Source organism: Chitinophaga sp. CB10 (assembly GCA_001870995.2).
GTDB lineage: Bacteria > Bacteroidota > Bacteroidia > Chitinophagales > Chitinophagaceae > Chitinophaga.
The window spans coordinates 269,050-286,436 of record MLAV02000004.1 but is presented as its reverse complement, the minus strand read 5'-3'; the positions used below and the strand labels follow the sequence as shown (position 1 = coordinate 286,436).

The following is a 17,387-nucleotide window of genomic DNA, read 5'->3' as shown; positions in this document are numbered from 1 at the left end:
GCATGATCTCGAAAACCTTTATAGAGCGCAAGAATACTACGATCGTAATTGCTATACTCATCGTGATTGTAGGTTTGATCTGTATGTTTAACCTGCCGATCGCGCAGCTGCCGGACATTGCGCCACCGGTAACGGACGTACGCGCCAGCTATGTTGGCGCCAACTCCACAACGGTAGAGGAAACGGTGACCACCCCCATCGAAAACCAGGTAAACGGTACGCCGGGCGCCATGTATATCCAAAGCGTGAGCGCCAACGATGGTTCCATGAGCCTGACCGTTACCTTCAACCTCGGTACGGACCCGGATATCGCCACGCTGGACGTGCAGAACCGCGTGAGCCTGGCCCTGCCCAGTACGCCGGACGAGGTACGCCGTGTAGGGGTGACCGTTAAAAAGCGTTCCAACGATATGTTGATGGTAATCGCGGTAAACTCGCCTAAAGGCACGCACAGCCGCGAGTTCCTCGATAACTACGTGAATATTTACCTCAAGCCGGAGCTGGCCCGTTTGTCTGGTGTGGGAGATGTAAATGCCTTTTCCCAGGACTATAGTATGCGTATCTGGCTCAATCCCGATAAGCTCGCTGCCCTGGGCCTGACCGCCGGCGATGTGGCAGCCGCCATTACCGAGCAAAACCAGCAGGTGCCGGCCGGTAGCATCGGCGCTCCGCCAATGAACAGGCACCAGGCGTTTGAATATACGGTAAGCGTAAAAGGCCGCCTGGCCACTTCAGAAGAGTTCGGGAACATCGTTATCCGCCGCAGCCCCAACGGATCGCTGGTGCGCCTGCGGGATGTGGCCCGCATCAACCTCGGCTCTTTCACCTACGCTATCGAAGCAAAGGCGGATGGTAAAACCGGCTCCGGTTGCGCCATCTACCTGTCGCCCGGCGCCAATGCGCTGGACGTGAACGACCGCGTGATGGCCCGCATGGAAGAGCTGTCCAAATCCTTCCCGGAAGATATGCAATGGCTGGTGCCATTTGAAACCACTTCCTTCGTAAGGATTTCCATCGAAGAGGTAATTCAAACGTTTATAGAAGCCCTGCTGCTGGTGGTGATCGTGGTGTTCGTCTTCCTGCAGAACTGGAGGGCCACCCTCATTCCGGTACTGGTAATCCCGATATCCCTGATCGGTACCTTCATCTTCTTTACCCTGCTGGGTTTCTCCATCAATACGCTGACCCTCTTCGGGTTCGTACTCGCCATCGGTATCGTGGTGGACGATGCCATTGTGGTGGTGGAGGCGGTGCAGCATCATATCGATTCGGACCTGATGTCGCCCAGGGAAGCTACGTTTAAAGCCATGTCCGAAGTGCAGGCGCCGGTAATTGCCATTGCGCTGATCCTGGCGGCCGTGTTTGTGCCGGTGGCCTTCATTCCCGGTGTGAGCGGGCGCTTGTACCAGCAATTCGCACTTACCATTGCGTTTTCCGTATTGCTGTCGGCATTTTTGGCGCTAACCCTTACGCCTGCACTAACGGCTATTCTGTTGCGGCCTGCCCATCTCACCAAAGAATCCCATGGTTTAAACAAACTGTTTTATAAGTTCAATGTCTGGTTTGGAAAGGTGACGGAGCGATATGGAAACGGCGTGAAACACGCCATTCACCAAACCTGGCTGGTGCTGCTGATATTGGTATGCCTCTTTGCCGCTGCCGCCTACCTCTTTAAGAAAACGCCTACCACCTTCGTGCCGCAGGAGGATATGGGTGCGATGTTCATCGCCCTGGAGCTGCCGGACGCCTCTTCCTCCGGCCGTACCAAGGAAGTGATCGAACAGATCAACCAGATACTGCTGGCCGACAGCGCGGTGAACCACTTCTTCGGCATCGCCGGTATCAACTTCGTGGCCAACGCTACCAAGCCCAACTCCGGTACCTTCTTCGTGAGCCTGAAGCCCTGGGACGAGCGCTACAAGCATGGGGACGACATCGGCACCGTCGTTGGCAGGATACAAGCCAAAGCCGGCCGCATCCTCGGGGCTACCGTGATTTGTATTCCTTCCCCAACCCTCCGCGGTTTGGGTAACTCCGGCGGTTTCTCCTTTATGATGGAGCAAAAGAGCAACCCGGATATGGCGCAGCTGAACCAGGTGCTGGGCCAGTTCCTCATGGCGGCAAACCAGCGGCCTGAAATTGCCCGTGCATACGCCTTCTTCAGCGCCAACACCCCGCAGTTCAACGTGGAGGTGGACAGGGATAAATGTAAACAGCTCGGGGTAGCCGTGAGCGATGTGTTCAGCGCCCTGCAAACATTCCTCGGCGGTTTATATGTAAACGACTTTACCCGCTTCAGCCGCAGCTTCCGCGTGGTGCTGCAGGCGGATTCCCTTTACCGTACCAGCATCGATAACCTGGCCACGTACTACGTGCGTAACAATACCGGCCAGATGATCCCGCTGAGCGCGCTCATTACGAGCAACAAAGGCGGCGGTGCGCCGGTAATCAACCACTTTAACCTCTACCGCTCCATCGAAATCGATGGGGATGCCCAGGTGGGTTACAGCTCCGGGGATGCCATCAAGGCCCTGGAAGAAGTGGCTGCGAAAGTATTGCCATCCAACTTCGGGTACGAGTGGGCCAACATTTCCAAACAGGAAATCGAAGCCGGTAATAAGAGTTTGCTCATTTTCGGTCTGTCCATATTATTCGTATTCCTCCTGCTGACGGCCCTGTACGAAAGCTGGTCTGTACCATTCTCCGTACTGCTGGCCGTGCCGGTGGCCTTGTTCGGGTCTATCCTGGCATTGTCCCTCAGCAAGCAGGCCAACTCCGTATATTCACAGATTGGTTTGATCACGCTGATCGGGTTGTCCGCCAAAAACGCCATCCTGATCGTGGAATTCTGTAAAGAGCGTGTGGACCGCGGTATGCCGCTCATGCAGGCCACCCTGGAGGCGGTGAAGTTGCGTTTCCGTCCCATCCTTATGACCTCCTTCGCCTTCATCCTCGGCGTGCTGCCGCTATGCCTGGCTAAAGGCGCCGGCGCCGCTTCCCGCGTAAACATCGGGTTTACGGTAGTGGGAGGTATGCTGGCTGCCACTTTTGTGGCTATCTTTAGTGTGCCGGTATTGTATGTGCTCATTACGAAACTGGCTTACGGTAAGAAAAAACTGGCGGAACTCGAACAGTTCGGCAACGAAGAGAAGAAACCTAAAGGATTGGGAGAATAACCATGAAAAACACAGAACGCTTCAGCTCAAGAGTAGAGAACTATGTAAAATACCGTCCGCATTATCCGGACAGCCTGATTCCTTTCCTCAAAGAGGCAGGCGTATTGCGGAAAGATACGGTGGTGGCGGATATTGGCGCCGGCACCGGCATCTCAGCGGAGCCTTTCCTGGAACAGGGGAATAAAGTATATGCCGTGGAACCCAATAAGGAAATGCGGGAGCAGATGATCAAAATGCTCACCCCATACGGGCAGTTTGAGCCTGTAACGGGTACGGCAGAACGGACGACCCTGCCGGATCATAGTGTGGATCTGATCGTGGCGGGGCAAGCGTTTCACTGGTTTGATGCGCCGGCGGCCAAAGCGGAATTTGTGCGTATAGGCAAGCCCGGTAGTTACGCCGCGCTGATCTGGAATGTGCGCCAAACCGAGCAGCCATTTGAAAAAGCTTATGAAGCGCTGCTGCATAAATACGGTACCGACTATGCGAAGGTGAACCACAAAAACATTACCCCTGCGCAAATTGCCGCCTTCTTCGCGCCTGCGGCCTATCAATTGAAACAACTGCAACATGCGCAGCAGTTCGATTTCAAAGGCCTTCGGGGGCGGTTGCTGTCCTCCTCCTACGCGCCGGAGTCAGGGCCGCAGCATGAAGCGATGCTCAAAGAGCTGGAAGATATCTATGAGAAATTCCAGGTGAACGGGATCGTGAAATTTCACTTTCTGACGGAGATATACCTGGGGAAACTGGAAGCGTAATAAGTAAAGACAATAAAAAGAGGCTGTATCAGGATACTGATACAGCCTCTCTTATTTTATAAAAACCTATGCCAGGCTTTCGTACAATATCTCAATCGGATGTTTGGCAATCACGCCGGTGCCATCTTTTACCTGGTGCCGGCAGCTGGTGCCCGGCGCTGCGATGATCGTGCCCGGCGCTGCGTTACGTACCGCCGGAAACAGCACCATTTCCCCGATCTGCATACTGAGGTCGTAATGCTCTTTTTCGTAGCCGAAGGAGCCCGCCATACCGCAGCAGCCGGAAGGTATCACCTCCACGGAATAATTGCTCGGTATGGAAAGGATTTTTTTACTGTGCAGGGCAGATGATAATGCTTTCTGCTGGCAGTGGCCGTGTAATTTGATATGTTGCGCTTTGGTCGTGAACTGGGCAGCGGTGATATTGCCTTTTTCGGCCTCCATCGCGAGGAACTCGTCGACCAGGTACACGTGCTTGGCAAGCGTTTTCGCGCCATTACGGAGCCCTTCCCGCACCAGGTCAGGGTACTCGTCCCGGAAGCTGAGTATGGCAGAAGGTTCTACGCCCAAAAGCGGCGTTTGCTCGTTGATGATGGTTTGGAAAATGCGGACATTGTCCTCCGCTATTTCCCGCGCTTTGCGCAGCAGTCCTTTGGACATATACGCGCGCGCGCTTTCCGGATGCTCTACCATCTCCACTTCATAACCCAATTTATGCAGGAGCTTCACCGCTTTGATACCGATGGTGGTATCGTTGAAATTGGTGAACTCATCGCAGAAGAGGTACACTTTGCGGTTACCGGTTTTGCCTTTCTTTTCCCGTGGCCAGGAGCGGGTAAACCAGTTGCGCAGCGTGGTGGAATGCAGCGTTGGGAGGGAGCGCTTGGGCGCAAACCCGGAGAATTTACGTATAAGGCTGCCCGTTAGCGGATTCTTAACGAGGCCGTTATAAACAGATGGCGCTATAGAGGCCAGTCCGTTCAGTTTGGAATAGTTCCCGATCATGTTGGCACGCATCGGTACGCCGTTGGCATCGTAGTAATGCTGCAGGAATTCCATCTTGAGCTTCGCCATATCCACGTTGGACGGGCATTCTGACTTACAACCCTTGCAGGCGAGGCAGAGGTCCAACACTTCGTAAATCTCTTTATGGTCGAAACGGTTTTCCTTATTGGAATGCGTGAGGAACTCGCGCAGGATGTTGGCCCTGGCGCGGGTGGTATCCTTTTCGTTGCGGGTAGCCATATAGCTGGGGCACATGGTGCCGCCGCTGAGTTGCGTCTTACGGCAGTCGCCGGAGCCGTTGCATTGCTCCGCATGTTGCAGGATGGTCTGATCCGGGAAGTGGAAAATGGTATTGATGCTTGGCGCGGGCTGACCAGGTTCGTAGCGCAGCATGCTGTTCATGCTTGGCGTATCCACGATCTTGTTGGGATTGAAGATATTTTCCGGGTCCCAGGTGTATTTGATTTCCCGCAGCAGTTCGTAGTTCTTTTCCCCCACCATCTGTTTGATGAACTCGCCGCGGAGGCGGCCATCGCCGTGTTCGCCGGAGAGAGAGCCTTTGTATTGCTTTACCAGCGTGGCAATTTCTTCGGCAATCTTGCGGAAGAGGTGATTGCCTTCCACGGTTTTCAGGTTGATGATAGGGCGGAGGTGGATTTCACCGGAGCCCGCATGGGCGTAGTGTACGGAGTACAGGCCGTATTGTTTGAGTATCTCGTTGAAGTCGCGGATAAAATACGGCAGGTCTTCTACGGCTACGGCCGTATCTTCGATCACCGGTACGGCCTTTTCATCGCCGGGGAGGTTGCTGAGCAGCCCCAGTCCGGCTTTGCGGAGGGCCCAGATCTTTTTACTGTCTTCCCCGAAGAGCAGCGGGAAGTGGTAGCCCAGGCCCGCTTCGCGGAGCGTAGCCTCTACTTTGGCGCATATTTCCACGATCTCCTCGCGGGTATCGCGGCAGAATTCCACCACGAGGATGGCGCCGGGCTCGCCCTGTACGAAGAAGCGGTTTTTGCTTTGTTCGATATTATCTTTTGTACACTCCAGGATGTAGTGGTCGATCAGCTCACTGGCGCTGGGTTTGAAGTCCATCACCAGCACGTTGGCGCGGAGCGATTCATCCACGTTGTTGAAATGTATGCAGAGCAGGCCCACTTCCTTTGGCGGGAGCGGATCTACATGTAATTTAATTTCAGTCAGGAAAGCCAGGGTGCCTTCTGAACCGGCGATGAGTTTACAGAAGTTGAAGTCTTCCGTGCCGGCGGTGAAAGGGTTGGTTTCCAGCAGCATGTCCACCGCATAGCCGGTATTGCGGCGGGGGATGCTCTTTTTAGGGAACTCCTTCCTGATTTCCTCCGCGTTGTTGTGATTACTGAGGGCGGTACGGATTTGCCGGTAGATGCGGGTCTCCAGCGTGTCGGGGCCTTCGCACTTCTGGTGGAAGGTTTCGGCGTCCATAGCGCCGAAGGTAACTTCCTGCCCGTCGCTGAGGAGGGCTTTTACTTCCAGCAGGTGTTCGCGGGTACTGCCGTACACCACGGAGTTGGAGCCGCAGGAGTTATTGCCTACCATCCCCCCGATCATCGCCCTGTTGGCGGTGGAGGTTTCCGGTCCGAAGTAGAGCCCGTGGGGTTTGAGGAACATGTTCAATTCATCCCGGATAACGCCCGGTTGTACGCGCACCCAGCCTTCTTCCTTATTGAGTTCCAGAATTTTTGTAAACGTGCGGGAAACGTCAGTGATGATGCCGTTGCCTACTACCTGTCCGGCGAGGGAGGTGCCGGCGGTCCGTGGTATCAGGGAAGTTTTATTTTCACGTGCAAATCTGATCAGTGTTTTAAGATCTGCTTCATCGGCCGGAATCGCCACTGCTAAGGGCATTTCGCGGTATGCCGAAGCATCTGTGGCATAAAGGGTCCGCATCGTATCGTCTGTGTATAACGTGCCTTTCAATTCCCCGGCCAATTGCTCTAGCTTGTCGCGCATGATATATGTACCTGTTTAGAGAGGGCAAAATTAATATATCAGCTCGGCTTTTTCACCTCCTGTAATATAATCGTCAAAAAAAGAATCAATGTTTTATATACTCAGGTTTTTTTATCTCAATTCCACACACCCTTTTGACCTGGTCGGCGAAGTAGATGCCCAGTTCCGGAATATTTTTTTCCGATTTGGTGTGCAGGAAGAAATAGAATTCCTTGAGGCCTTTATCCAGCCAGTATTTGACCCGGTGGGCCCAGTCGTCGATGCGGGTGAAATCCGTAGGGTGGAGGTCATTGGCCACGAACCGTACAAATGCTTTGGGTACGGTCAGGTGCATATGCAGGCAGTCGCGCCGGCCCGGCGTATCCGTAATCACAGCGCCCACTTTATGATCGGCCAGCGTCTGGAAAAGCTCCATGCGTACGGCTTCGTCCTCGAACCAACCAGGGTGCCGCACTTCCACGAAAAATTGGAGGTCGCCCGGCAGCTGGGCCACATAATCGTACAGTTGCTTACGCCGGCCCGGCCCGAATTTCTCACTTAACTGTAAAAATATAGGCCCCAGGTGTTTGCCGAAGCCCAGCATTCCATCCAGGAACTCCGTCGTACGTTCGGCCGCGTTACTCAGGCTGCCGTAGTGGCTGATGATCTGGGGCACTTTGGGGCAAAATACGAAATCCTGTCCACGGGCTTTTTCGCCCCAGCGGCGAACGGCCGTTTCATCATAAATCTTATAGCGGGTGGCATTGAGTTCAATGCTGTTGAAATGTTTGATGTATTCCTGCAGGAATTGGTTTTCGCGGGTGCCGGCGGGGTAGAGGACGTCAATCCATTCCCGGCGGGCCCATTTGGCAGCGCCTGAAAATATGTGCGGATGGCGTACCGGCGTGCCTTTGAGGATGCGCTTGTTCCACAGCGGTTCCGCCGGGAGCTTGAAATCTATATCATCCAGCATGGATGTGGGGACCGTACCGAACTTCATAACTGATATTTATTAGATAACAATCAGTCGGCAAGGGTTGTGCCAGCAAGGTAAGAAAATTTTGAATTTCAGTTTTTTGCAACTAACTTAAGGAAATACAATTAGCAGCATGGAAATATTACACGTCAGCGCGGAATGTTACCCGGTAGCCAAGGTCGGAGGACTGGGAGATGTGGTAGGGGCCCTGCCCAAATACCAGCAGGAACTGGGGCATATTGCCAAAGTGGTACTGCCGGCCTACAGGAATAAGTTTTTTGATACCCATGAGTTTGATGTGGTACACCAGTCCGGTATGTGGCTGGGGCATCAGTGGTATCATTTTAATGTTTTTAAGGAGAGACATAATAGCCTCGGGTTCGACCTTTATCTCGTTGACATTCCCGGGTTGCTGGATACACCTGCCGTATATGGGTACCCCAACGATACGGAGCGTTTTCTCGCTTTTCAGATCGCTACGCTGGACTGGATTAACGAATGGCAGCATCAGCCGGATGTGATTCATTGCCATGATCACCACACAGGCCTGATCCCATTCATGCTGAGCTACGGGTATAAATATAGTCGCCTCAACCAGGCGCCTTCCGTACTCACCATTCACAATGCCCAGTACCAGGGCCAGTTTGGCTGGGATAAGCTCTACCTCATCCCGGGGTTCGACCTCTGGAAGGCCGGCCTGCTGGATTGGGGCGGATGCATCAATCCCCTGGCGGCGGGCATTAAATGCGCCTGGCGGGTGACGACGGTTTCCCCCGGCTATATGGAGGAGTTATATCAAAACGCCAATGGACTGGAAAGCCTGATCAGCAGCGAGCGGGCTAAGACCAGCGGCATTATTAACGGCATAGACACGGTAGTGTGGGACCCAGCCACGGACCCCCGCATATCGAACAATTATACCCCTGAATTGATTCCTGAAGGAAAAGAAGTGAACAAGACAGACCTATGCGAGCGGTTTGGCCTCGACTCGTCCCTGCCGCTGGTATCGTTCATCGGGCGGCTCGTGGGCGACAAAGGCGCTGATCTTCTCCCCGAAATAATAGGAAGAAGCTTACATGAGCTGCCGGGAGAAGTAAACTTCCTGGTACTCGGCAGCGGCGACCCGCATATTGAGTGGATGCTGAAAGAAACAAGAAATTATGCCAGCTATGGATTTAATCTTCATATTGGGTACGACGAAGCATTGTCCCACCTGATTTACGCAGGCAGCGATTTTCTGCTAATGCCTTCGCGGGTGGAGCCTTGCGGCCTGAATCAGCTGTACGCCCTGCGTTATGGCACGATCCCTGTTGTGAGAAGTACCGGAGGTTTGAAGGACACTGTTACCGACTTCGGCGATCCTGGCGGGGTAGGTATCCGGTTCATTCAGCCTTCCGTATGGGATGCATGCAGCTCCGTGAAAAGGGCCATTGAATTGTACCAGGATAAGCGCAGGCTGCGCGATGTGCAGCTGGCAGGCATGCACCTGGATCATTCATGGACCGCTTCGGCAAAGCAGTATGTAGATCTCTACGAGCAAATGCGCGCGCATACGTCCTGATTTAAAAAAAGAAAATAACTCCCTTATTATATATGTCTAACGCCGTAATTTCCATTATATTAGGAGGTGGGGCAGGAACCCGCCTATACCCGCTTACACGCCGCCGCTCCAAGCCGGCAGTACCTTTGGCCGGTAAATACCGTTTGGTTGATATCCCCATATCCAACTGCCTGAATGCAGGACTGAACAGGATCTTCGTACTTACGCAGTACAATTCCGCGTCGCTGAACAAGCATATCAAGAACACCTACCGGTTCAGCAATTTCGACAAGGCTTTTGTAGACATCCTGGCGGCGGAGCAAACCCCCGATAACCCCACCTGGTACCAGGGCACGGCCGATGCCGTGCGGCAATGCCTGCACCATATGGAAAACTTTGAGTTCGAATATGTACTCATTCTTTCCGGTGACCAGTTGTACCAAATGGACTTCAGTAAATTCATAGAACAACATAAGGCTACCGGCGCAGATATTTCCATCGCTACCATCCCGGTGGCGGCCAGGGAAGCGTCGGACTTCGGTATCCTGAAAAACAATACCGAAGGGGCGATCGTATCGTTTACCGAAAAGCCGCCGCAGGAGCAGCTGCCGCCATGGGCTTCCGAAGTGAGCCCTGAAATGAAAGAGGCCGGCAGGGTGTACCTGGCCAGCATGGGTATTTACGTCTTCAGCCGGCAGGTGCTGTTCGATATGCTCATGGGCAACCCCGAACAGGCAGATTTCGGTAAGCAGGTGATCCCGTTTGCCATCTCCGAAGGGCATAAGGTCTACAGCTACCAATACGAAGGCTACTGGACGGACATCGGGAACATTCCTTCCTTCTTTGAAGCCAATATCGGACTGACGGACGATATTCCCCTGTTCAACCTCTACGACGAGTCGCAAACCATCTACTCCCGCGCCCGTATGCTGCCGCCTGCAAAAATTTCAGGCGCCATCGAAAGAACTATTGTGGCGGATGGTTGTATTATTTTGGCAAGTCGTTTGGAACGCTGCGTGATCGGGATTCGTACCCGCATCGGCAAGGGCAGCGTAATCACCAACAGCTATATCATGGGCAGCGATTACTATCAGACGCTGGCCGAACTGCAAAAAGCGCAGGAAAAAGGGTTTCCGCCCATCGGTATCGGCGAAAACTGTGTTATCAATAATGCCATAATAGATAAAAACGTTAGTATAGGCAACAACGTACATATCAACGGAGGCAAACACCTCGCAGACGGGGATTTTGAAAAATACACCGTAAAAGATGGTATCGTTGTTGTGAAAAAAGGCATGGTACTGAACGACGGCTTTGAGATTTGATGACCAAATGTGGTAAACATGCAATTGTCTATTGATAGGAAAAGCACAAAAATTTATCCTGACCTGAAAAGGGTGGTGGCAAGGTTCTTCTTCAACGGTGAAGCAAGGGCCAAATCGATTATCCAGAAAGTAGTGGAGATGGATGATTCCCAGGTAAACCTAACGATCATGCCTATACTGAGAGAGTTTTCCAGGAGGCATCGTAACATTACCCGGATCTTCGAACGACATGCGGACCGGGTAAGCCATCTCTTTGAGGCATTGCAAATCAGCTACGAAGAACTCAGCTATCGCAAAAAACTCCTGATCGGTTCCTACTTTACCAACGAATACTCCATCGAGTCAGCCGCCTTCTTCAATCCCAGCATCGTGGAGGATATTGACCAGAGCGGGCTGGAAGAAGGAGAGAAACGCATCATCATCAGCTTCAGGGCGGTGGGAGAAGGGCACGTTTCTTCCATTGCCTTCCGGAATGGGCTGATCGACAAGAACAACGAAATCTTCCTGGAATCGCCGGGTAATTATATTGACGAAGCGGAAGTGATCCGCAACGCGGTATATCATAAGCAGACGTTTTTCCAGAATGCCGTATCCATCAAGCTGCCGGATTCCATCATGCAGGAAGTGCAAAACAGCCTGTCCGATAAATTCGAGTACCAGGCGCTGAAGCGCACCATCCGGGATATGCAGCAGCGTTACCAGGTGGATCACCTGCTAAAGAAAGAGCTGGAACGCGTACTCTGGCTGGCGGACAGTTATTATGAACTGAACTTTTCCCTGGATACGGATATCTCCGACCGGATTATTTTTCCTTATTCGGATGCGGAGAGCCGGGGGATAGAAGATGCCCGCTTCGTGAAATTTACCGGGGAAGACGGGGCTGTTACCTACTACGCCACCTACACGGCTTACGACGGTATCACCATCCAGCCCAAACTCCTGCAAACAAAAGATTTCTACAATTTCAAGATAATGCCGTTGTACGGGGAGGGGGCGCAGAATAAGAACCTGGCGCTCTTCCCCCGTAAGATCGGAGGGAAGTATGTGATGATTTCCCGGATTGACGGCATCAACGGGTACATCATGTACTCAGATAAAATTAACATCTGGGAAAATCCCCAGATATTGCAAACCCCCAAGTATCCCTGGGAGTTTGTACAGGTGGGTAACTGCGGTTCCCCGATAGAAACCCCGGAAGGGTGGCTGGTGATTACCCACGGGGTAGGGCCTATGCGCACCTATTGCATCGGGGCCAGTTTGCTGGACCTGGAAGACCCGCGCAAAGAAATCGGCCGCCTGCGGGAGCCTTTGCTGGTGCCCAAGAAGGACGAACGAGAAGGGTATGTGCCCAACGTCCTGTACAGCTGTGGTTCCATTATCCATAACAACGAACTGATCATCCCCTATGGTTTGTCGGATTATGCCTCCGGCTTTGCCAGCGTATGTCTGGATAAGTTACTGGCAACTATTAAAGCCGACGGCGTTTAATCTCTCCCGACAGGGAAAAAAAACTTTTCCATTTGTCAGGATTTCCTCCAATTATTCCTGCAAATCTGCCGTTCCTTAATTACCTGGTGCTGGTAATAAAAAACTGTTTAACTTCGTACATTCAAATTTTTCGATGTATTGGTTTCATTGAGCTCCACCACATCTGTAATTCATCATACGTAATTATTGATAGATATGCTCGAGTATATTCCTTATGGGGAAACAGGTTATTTTAACCAGCTGGTAACAGATTTTTTGGCAGAAGATCAACAGATTAGACCGTTTTATAAATATTCGCCCGTCAGACCGGATTTTGCAGCAGCGATAGAAGCCCGTAAGGCATTTGCCACACCGCGTAAGGAGCTGGTGGCAGCGCTGGAACAACAGTATGCCGCTTTAACGCCGGTAGCTGCCGTACAAGAGAATATCAGCAGCCTGCTGCAACCCGGAACCTTCACCGTCTGTACTGCCCACCAACCCAATATTTTCACCGGCTACCTTTATTTTGCCTACAAAATTCTGCAAACCATCAAGCTGGCCGGGGAATTGAAAGAACAGTACCCGCAATACAATTTTGTGCCTGTCTATTATATGGGCAGCGAAGATGCGGACCTGGAAGAATTAGGTAGCATCTACCTGGAAGGCAAGACCCTCACCTGGAACACGCAACAGCAGGGGCCTGTAGGCCGTATGGCGCCGGAAGGGCTGGAACTGGTGATCAGCCAGATACAGGATAGCATTGGATTTTTACCGCATGGCCAGGAACTGCTGGATATACTGAGGAGCGCCTACCTGGAACATAAAAACATCCAGGAAGCCACGCTGTACCTGGTGCATACCCTGTTTGGCCGTTACGGTTTGGTGACGGTGGTGCCGGACAATGCTGCACTTAAACGTTTATACATTCCCGTTATGAAGGATGAACTGCTGCATCAGCGGTCGCACGACCTCGTGGCGGACACCCTGGCGAAGATCGGGAATCATTATAAGATACAGGCCAACCCCAGGGACATCAACCTGTTTTACCTGGAAACCGGTTTGCGGGAACGTATTGTACGGGAAGGCGACCACTGGAAAGTATTGCATACCAAAACCAGTTTTGACCAGGCAGCCCTGGAAGCAGAGCTGGAAGCCCACCCCGAGCGGTTTAGCCCGAATGTGATCCTGCGCGGTATGTTCCAGGAAACGATCCTGCCTAACATCGCTTTCATCGGCGGAGGCGGGGAAATCGCCTACTGGCTGGAACTGCAGCAGCTGTTTGCGCATTATGGCGTGCCTTACCCGGTGCTGTTGCTCCGCAACTCCCTGCTGCTGGTAGACGAGCAGAGTAACAAACGCCTGCAGAAGCTGGAACTGCCCGTTCGTACGCTGTTCCAAAGTACGGACGACATTATCAACAGCTTTGTGCAGCAGCATACAGATGCCGCGCTGGTGTTGAAAGACGAGTATGCGGAGATGGAAAAACTCTTTGATATCCTGGAGGAGAAGGCGAGGAGTATTGACGTGACCCTCGTGGCGTCGGCAAATTCCGAACGGAAGCGGGCCATGAAGTCCATCAGTAAGCTGGAACATAAGTTCCTCCGTGCGGAGAAAAAGAAATTTGCCTGGCAGACGGACCAGATCCGGACGATCAAAGCCCGGTTGTTCCCGGCAGGATCGTTACAGGAGCGGAAGGAGAACTTCATCCCGTGGTATGCGATGGAGGGGCCTGCCTTCTTTGACCGGTTGCTGGAGGTGCAGACGCCGGTGACGGATCAGTTTACGATAGTGATAGCAGAGTAAATGTTGCTATATAAAAATATGCCGGACCTGCGATGAGTAAGCAGGGCCGGCAGCTTTTTATATAGCAATGCCATCAAGAAAAGTTGGTATATATAAAAGTCTATATTTTATGGACTTTCTGGCTCAAAATCCCTGAAAATTACCTTCTTTTGTAACCTATAAATTCTATACTTCATGAAAAAAGTTTTATCCCTGTTGGTGGTTTGCATGTTGGGTATGCATGCCTTTGCGCAGGAATTCCGCCATGGCGCCGGTACCGGTGTGATGGTGCAGGCGCCGGAATTGGGCGATGCGGAAGGACTGGCTACCCTGCTCTATTATCCCCGGGTTAATTTTCCTGTTTCCAACAATGCCGCGGTTTCTGTGGGCGTTCCTCTTACGTTTGCATTGGGTTCTTCCTTTTCCTGGGGCAGCAGTGTAAACAGCACCAGTATTTCCTTTGCGTTCAATGCGCCTGTAACGGCCGACTTTAACTTCGGCGCCGGCGCGGTAAAGAACAATGGGAAGCGTTTCGGATTTTTTGCAGGCGCCGGGTTTGGTTACCACTATGCTACCTTCCGGGAAGATGTGGACTACAGCGATTATGGCAGTTATACAGCCAAAGGCAGCGGAGCAGGTGTAGGGCCTGCCGGCGATGCGGGTGTACGCTTTAAAGTTGGGCAACGCAATCATAATATCGAGATACGCGCTTCGTATATGCGTACGATTTCGGATAATGTATATGATGTATTTGGCTTGAACTGCCTGTTTAACTTCTAGGCAGGATAAGGATAGGTAGCAATGCCCCGGGGGATTTTTCCTCCGGGGCATTGTTGTTTTGGCTGTTACTGAACCAACCTGATCCCGGGGCATAATTCTTGTGGCAGCTGCTGTTATGCAACAACACTCAACCCCTGGATTTGTGAATGTACGAGGTGCGCGCGAGCATAATCTCAAGAACGTAGACCTCCTCATCCCCCGCGATGCATTAGTAGTATTTACTGGTATTTCCGGCTCCGGAAAATCTTCCCTGGCATTCGGCACCTTATATGCGGAGGCCCAGCGGCGTTACCTGGAGTCGGTGTCGCCCTACGCCAGGCGGCTCTTTCACCAGATGCCGGTGCCGGAGGTGGATGAAATCGAAGGCTTGCCGCCGGCCGTGGCATTGCAGCAGCAACGCGGGACGCCTACTACCAGGTCGTCCGTGGGCAGTGTGTCGACCCTGAGTAATTTGCTCCGGATGTTGTTTTCCCGTGCGGGCGATTACCCGCCGGGGGTGGACACGATCCATGCGGAAGCTTTTTCTCCCAACACTCCTGAAGGGGCGTGCCCTACCTGCCATGGTATGGGGCGGATTTACGATGCCACGGAGGCATCCATGGTGCCCGATCCCAATCTTACTATCCGGGAGCGGGCGGTGGCCGCCTGGCCTACTGCCTGGCAGGGGCAGAATTACCGGGACATCCTGACGACCATGGGCTACGATGTAGACGTACCCTGGAAGCACTTGCCGCAGCAATTACGCAACTGGATACTGTTTACCGAGGAGCAGCCTACGGTTCCCGTGTATGCAGGCTTTACCTTAGAAGAAGTGAAGGATGCCCTCAAACGCAAGCTGGAACCCAGTTATATGGGTACTTTCATGGGCGCGCGCAAATATGTCATGCATACATTTGCCCATACGCAGAGCGCGATGATGAAAAAGCGCGTGCAGCAGTATATGTTAAGTACGCTTTGCCCGGAATGCCATGGAAAGCGCCTCCGGCGGGAGTCGCTGTCGGTAAAGTTTGGAGGGTTGGATATTGGGGAGATATCTGCCGTCCCACTGAAACGCCTGTACGAAATGATGCAGGATAAGCTGCGCGATGTGCCGGATGAAAAGCATCCCGAAAAGGCGATGGTGATTCAGCGAATTGCTGCTGATATAGTGGCGCGTTTACAGGTCATGCTGGATTTGGGGCTGGGCTATCTTTCGCTGGAGAGGAGTACGCCTACATTGTCGCCCGGAGAGCTGCAACGGTTACGACTTGCGACGCAGGTGCGCTCCAATCTGTTTGGAGTAGTATATGTGCTGGATGAGCCTTCGGCGGGATTGCATCCGGCGGATACGCAGTCGCTGCTGCGGGCATTGGATAAGCTGAAAGCCGCCGGCAACTCGTTGTTCGTCGTGGAGCACGACCTGGAGGTGATCCGCCATGCCGACTGGATTGTGGACGTGGGGCCGCTTGCCGGCGAAGGCGGCGGCGAGATTTTATACAGCGGCGAGCCGGCGGGCCTGGAGCGTGTAGCCGCTTCCGTTACTGCGAAATACCTGTTTGACAAACTGCCGCCGGCGAAGCATCGGCCGCGTAGCGCGCGCCACTGGTTGCAGTTGCGCGGCGTCACGCGGAATAACCTGGACCACCTGGATGTGGATTTTCCCTTGCATTTGTTTACGGCGGTTACGGGCGTGAGCGGCTCCGGCAAATCCAGCCTGGTGAGCCAGGCGTTGGTGGAGCTGGTGGCCGGTCATTTAGGAACGCCGCTGGCGGAGGAGGAAGAGGGGCCGGACCTGGCGGAGGATCGCCCGGAAACGCTGGATGGCCGCATTGCCGGAGGAATGGAGCATGTAAAGCGCATGGTGCTGGTGGATCAGAAGGCTATTGGCCGCACCCCGCGTTCCAACCTCGCTACCTATACCGGTTTATTTGACCATGTAAGGAAGCTGTTCGCCTCCACGAAGGCGGCGAAAGCGCGTAAATATGACGCAGGAAGATTTTCGTTTAATATGCCTAAAGGCCGGTGCGAAAACTGTAACGGCGAAGGGTTTGTGATGGTGGAGCTGCTGTTTCTGCCAAGCGTGTATGCGCCCTGCCCGGTATGCCATGGCAGCAGGTACAACGCCAAAACGCTGGAGATTACCTACCGGGAAAAGAGTATTGCGGAAGTGCTGCAGATGACGGTCAATGAGGCGTACCAGTTTTTTGAAGATGACAGCGCCGTGCATCATTCCCTGCACGTGCTGCGGGAAGTAGGGCTGGGCTACCTGCGATTAGGGCAGCCGGCTACGGAGTTATCCGGCGGAGAGGCGCAGCGCATCAAGCTGGCTACGGAGCTGCAGCGCATGGGACGGGGCAACACGCTGTACATCCTGGATGAACCTACTACAGGCCTGCATCCGGCAGATGTGGACAAGCTGATGGCGCAGTTGAATTTACTGGTAGATGGCGGTAACACGGTGGTTGTAGTAGAGCATAATATGCGGGTACTCGCCGGCAGCGATTGGGTGATTGACATGGGGCCGGGTGCGGGCGAGGAAGGAGGGCGTATAGTGGCGCAGGGGACGCCGGCACAGGTGGCGAAGGTGAAGGGGAGCAAAACGGCGGCGTTTTTGGGAAGGTATTTATAGGTGCT

The 17,387-nt window shown here is 53.2% G+C and carries 10 protein-coding genes; 8 read left to right on the top strand and 2 right to left on the bottom strand.

The features are described from left to right. Nucleotides 1-2 precede the first annotated feature (2 nt). Entirely contained in the window at nucleotides 3-3,176 is a 3,174-nt protein-coding gene (locus tag BOC67_RS08350) for an efflux RND transporter permease subunit (protein ID WP_291909260.1), read from the top strand. Nucleotides 3,177-3,178: 2 nt separating this feature from the next. After that, nucleotides 3,179-3,934, top strand: coding sequence for a class I SAM-dependent methyltransferase (locus tag BOC67_RS08345; protein WP_291909258.1), 756 nt, complete (start codon nucleotides 3,179-3,181; stop codon nucleotides 3,932-3,934). 66 nt (nucleotides 3,935-4,000) lie between these two features. On the opposite strand, the gene BOC67_RS08340 is transcribed toward BOC67_RS08345, so the two are convergent. Together BOC67_RS08340 and BOC67_RS08335 are read right to left on the bottom strand one after the other, a co-directional pair. Then, the gene (locus tag BOC67_RS08340) at nucleotides 4,001-6,925 is read right to left on the bottom strand and encodes an FAD-binding and (Fe-S)-binding domain-containing protein (RefSeq protein ID WP_291909255.1); all 2,925 of its coding nucleotides are present in this window, start codon (nucleotides 6,923-6,925) and stop codon (nucleotides 4,001-4,003) included. Nucleotides 6,926-7,010: 85 nt separating this feature from the next. Beyond that, complete coding sequence (locus BOC67_RS08335) at nucleotides 7,011-7,904, bottom strand: DUF72 domain-containing protein (protein WP_291909252.1); 894 nt, start codon at nucleotides 7,902-7,904, stop codon at nucleotides 7,011-7,013. 109 nt (nucleotides 7,905-8,013) lie between these two features. On the opposite strand from BOC67_RS08335, the gene BOC67_RS08330 reads away from it, so the two are divergent. The 6 genes from BOC67_RS08330 (at nucleotide 8,014) to uvrA (ending at nucleotide 17,382) form a co-directional block, all read left to right on the top strand. Next, nucleotides 8,014-9,441: a glycogen synthase gene (locus BOC67_RS08330; protein ID WP_291909249.1), complete on the top strand. Its 1,428-nt coding sequence runs from the start codon at nucleotides 8,014-8,016 to the stop codon at nucleotides 9,439-9,441. A 32-nt stretch (nucleotides 9,442-9,473) separates the two neighbouring features. Continuing rightward, nucleotides 9,474-10,745 (top strand): glucose-1-phosphate adenylyltransferase, encoded by a 1,272-nt coding sequence (locus tag BOC67_RS08325; RefSeq protein WP_291909247.1) that lies wholly within the window; start codon nucleotides 9,474-9,476, stop codon nucleotides 10,743-10,745. 18 nt (nucleotides 10,746-10,763) lie between these two features. Next, a complete protein-coding gene (locus BOC67_RS08320) occupies nucleotides 10,764-12,233 on the top strand; it encodes a glycoside hydrolase family 130 protein (RefSeq protein ID WP_291909245.1) in 1,470 nt (489 codons plus the stop codon). A gap of 195 nt (nucleotides 12,234-12,428) precedes the next feature. Then, complete coding sequence (gene bshC, locus BOC67_RS08315) at nucleotides 12,429-14,015, top strand: bacillithiol biosynthesis cysteine-adding enzyme BshC (protein WP_291909242.1); 1,587 nt, start codon at nucleotides 12,429-12,431, stop codon at nucleotides 14,013-14,015. A 174-nt stretch (nucleotides 14,016-14,189) separates the two neighbouring features. Continuing rightward, nucleotides 14,190-14,774, top strand: a complete 585-nt coding sequence (locus BOC67_RS08310; protein WP_291909240.1) for a hypothetical protein — start codon at nucleotides 14,190-14,192, stop codon at nucleotides 14,772-14,774. Nucleotides 14,775-14,916: 142 nt separating this feature from the next. After that, nucleotides 14,917-17,382, top strand: a complete 2,466-nt coding sequence (gene uvrA / locus BOC67_RS08305) for an excinuclease ABC subunit UvrA (protein ID WP_291909237.1) — start codon at nucleotides 14,917-14,919, stop codon at nucleotides 17,380-17,382. Nucleotides 17,383-17,387: the final 5 nt, after the last annotated feature.

Bases quoted from the DNA above. Each gene is read 5' to 3' on its own strand.
- BOC67_RS08340 (WP_291909255.1), bottom strand. From the start codon at position 6,925: ATGCGCGACAAGCTAGAGCAATTGGCCGGGGAATTGAAAGGCACGTTA.
- BOC67_RS08345 (WP_291909258.1), top strand. From the start codon at position 3,179: ATGAAAAACACAGAACGCTTCAGCTCAAGAGTAGAGAACTATGTAAAA.
- BOC67_RS08330 (WP_291909249.1), top strand. From the start codon at position 8,014: ATGGAAATATTACACGTCAGCGCGGAATGTTACCCGGTAGCCAAGGTC.
- BOC67_RS08320 (WP_291909245.1), top strand. From the start codon at position 10,764: ATGCAATTGTCTATTGATAGGAAAAGCACAAAAATTTATCCTGACCTG.
- BOC67_RS08350 (WP_291909260.1), top strand. From the start codon at position 3: ATGATCTCGAAAACCTTTATAGAGCGCAAGAATACTACGATCGTAATT.
- BOC67_RS08310 (WP_291909240.1), top strand. From the start codon at position 14,190: ATGAAAAAAGTTTTATCCCTGTTGGTGGTTTGCATGTTGGGTATGCAT.
- BOC67_RS08325 (WP_291909247.1), top strand. From the start codon at position 9,474: ATGTCTAACGCCGTAATTTCCATTATATTAGGAGGTGGGGCAGGAACC.
- BOC67_RS08335 (WP_291909252.1), bottom strand. From the start codon at position 7,904: ATGAAGTTCGGTACGGTCCCCACATCCATGCTGGATGATATAGATTTC.
- bshC (WP_291909242.1), top strand. From the start codon at position 12,429: ATGCTCGAGTATATTCCTTATGGGGAAACAGGTTATTTTAACCAGCTG.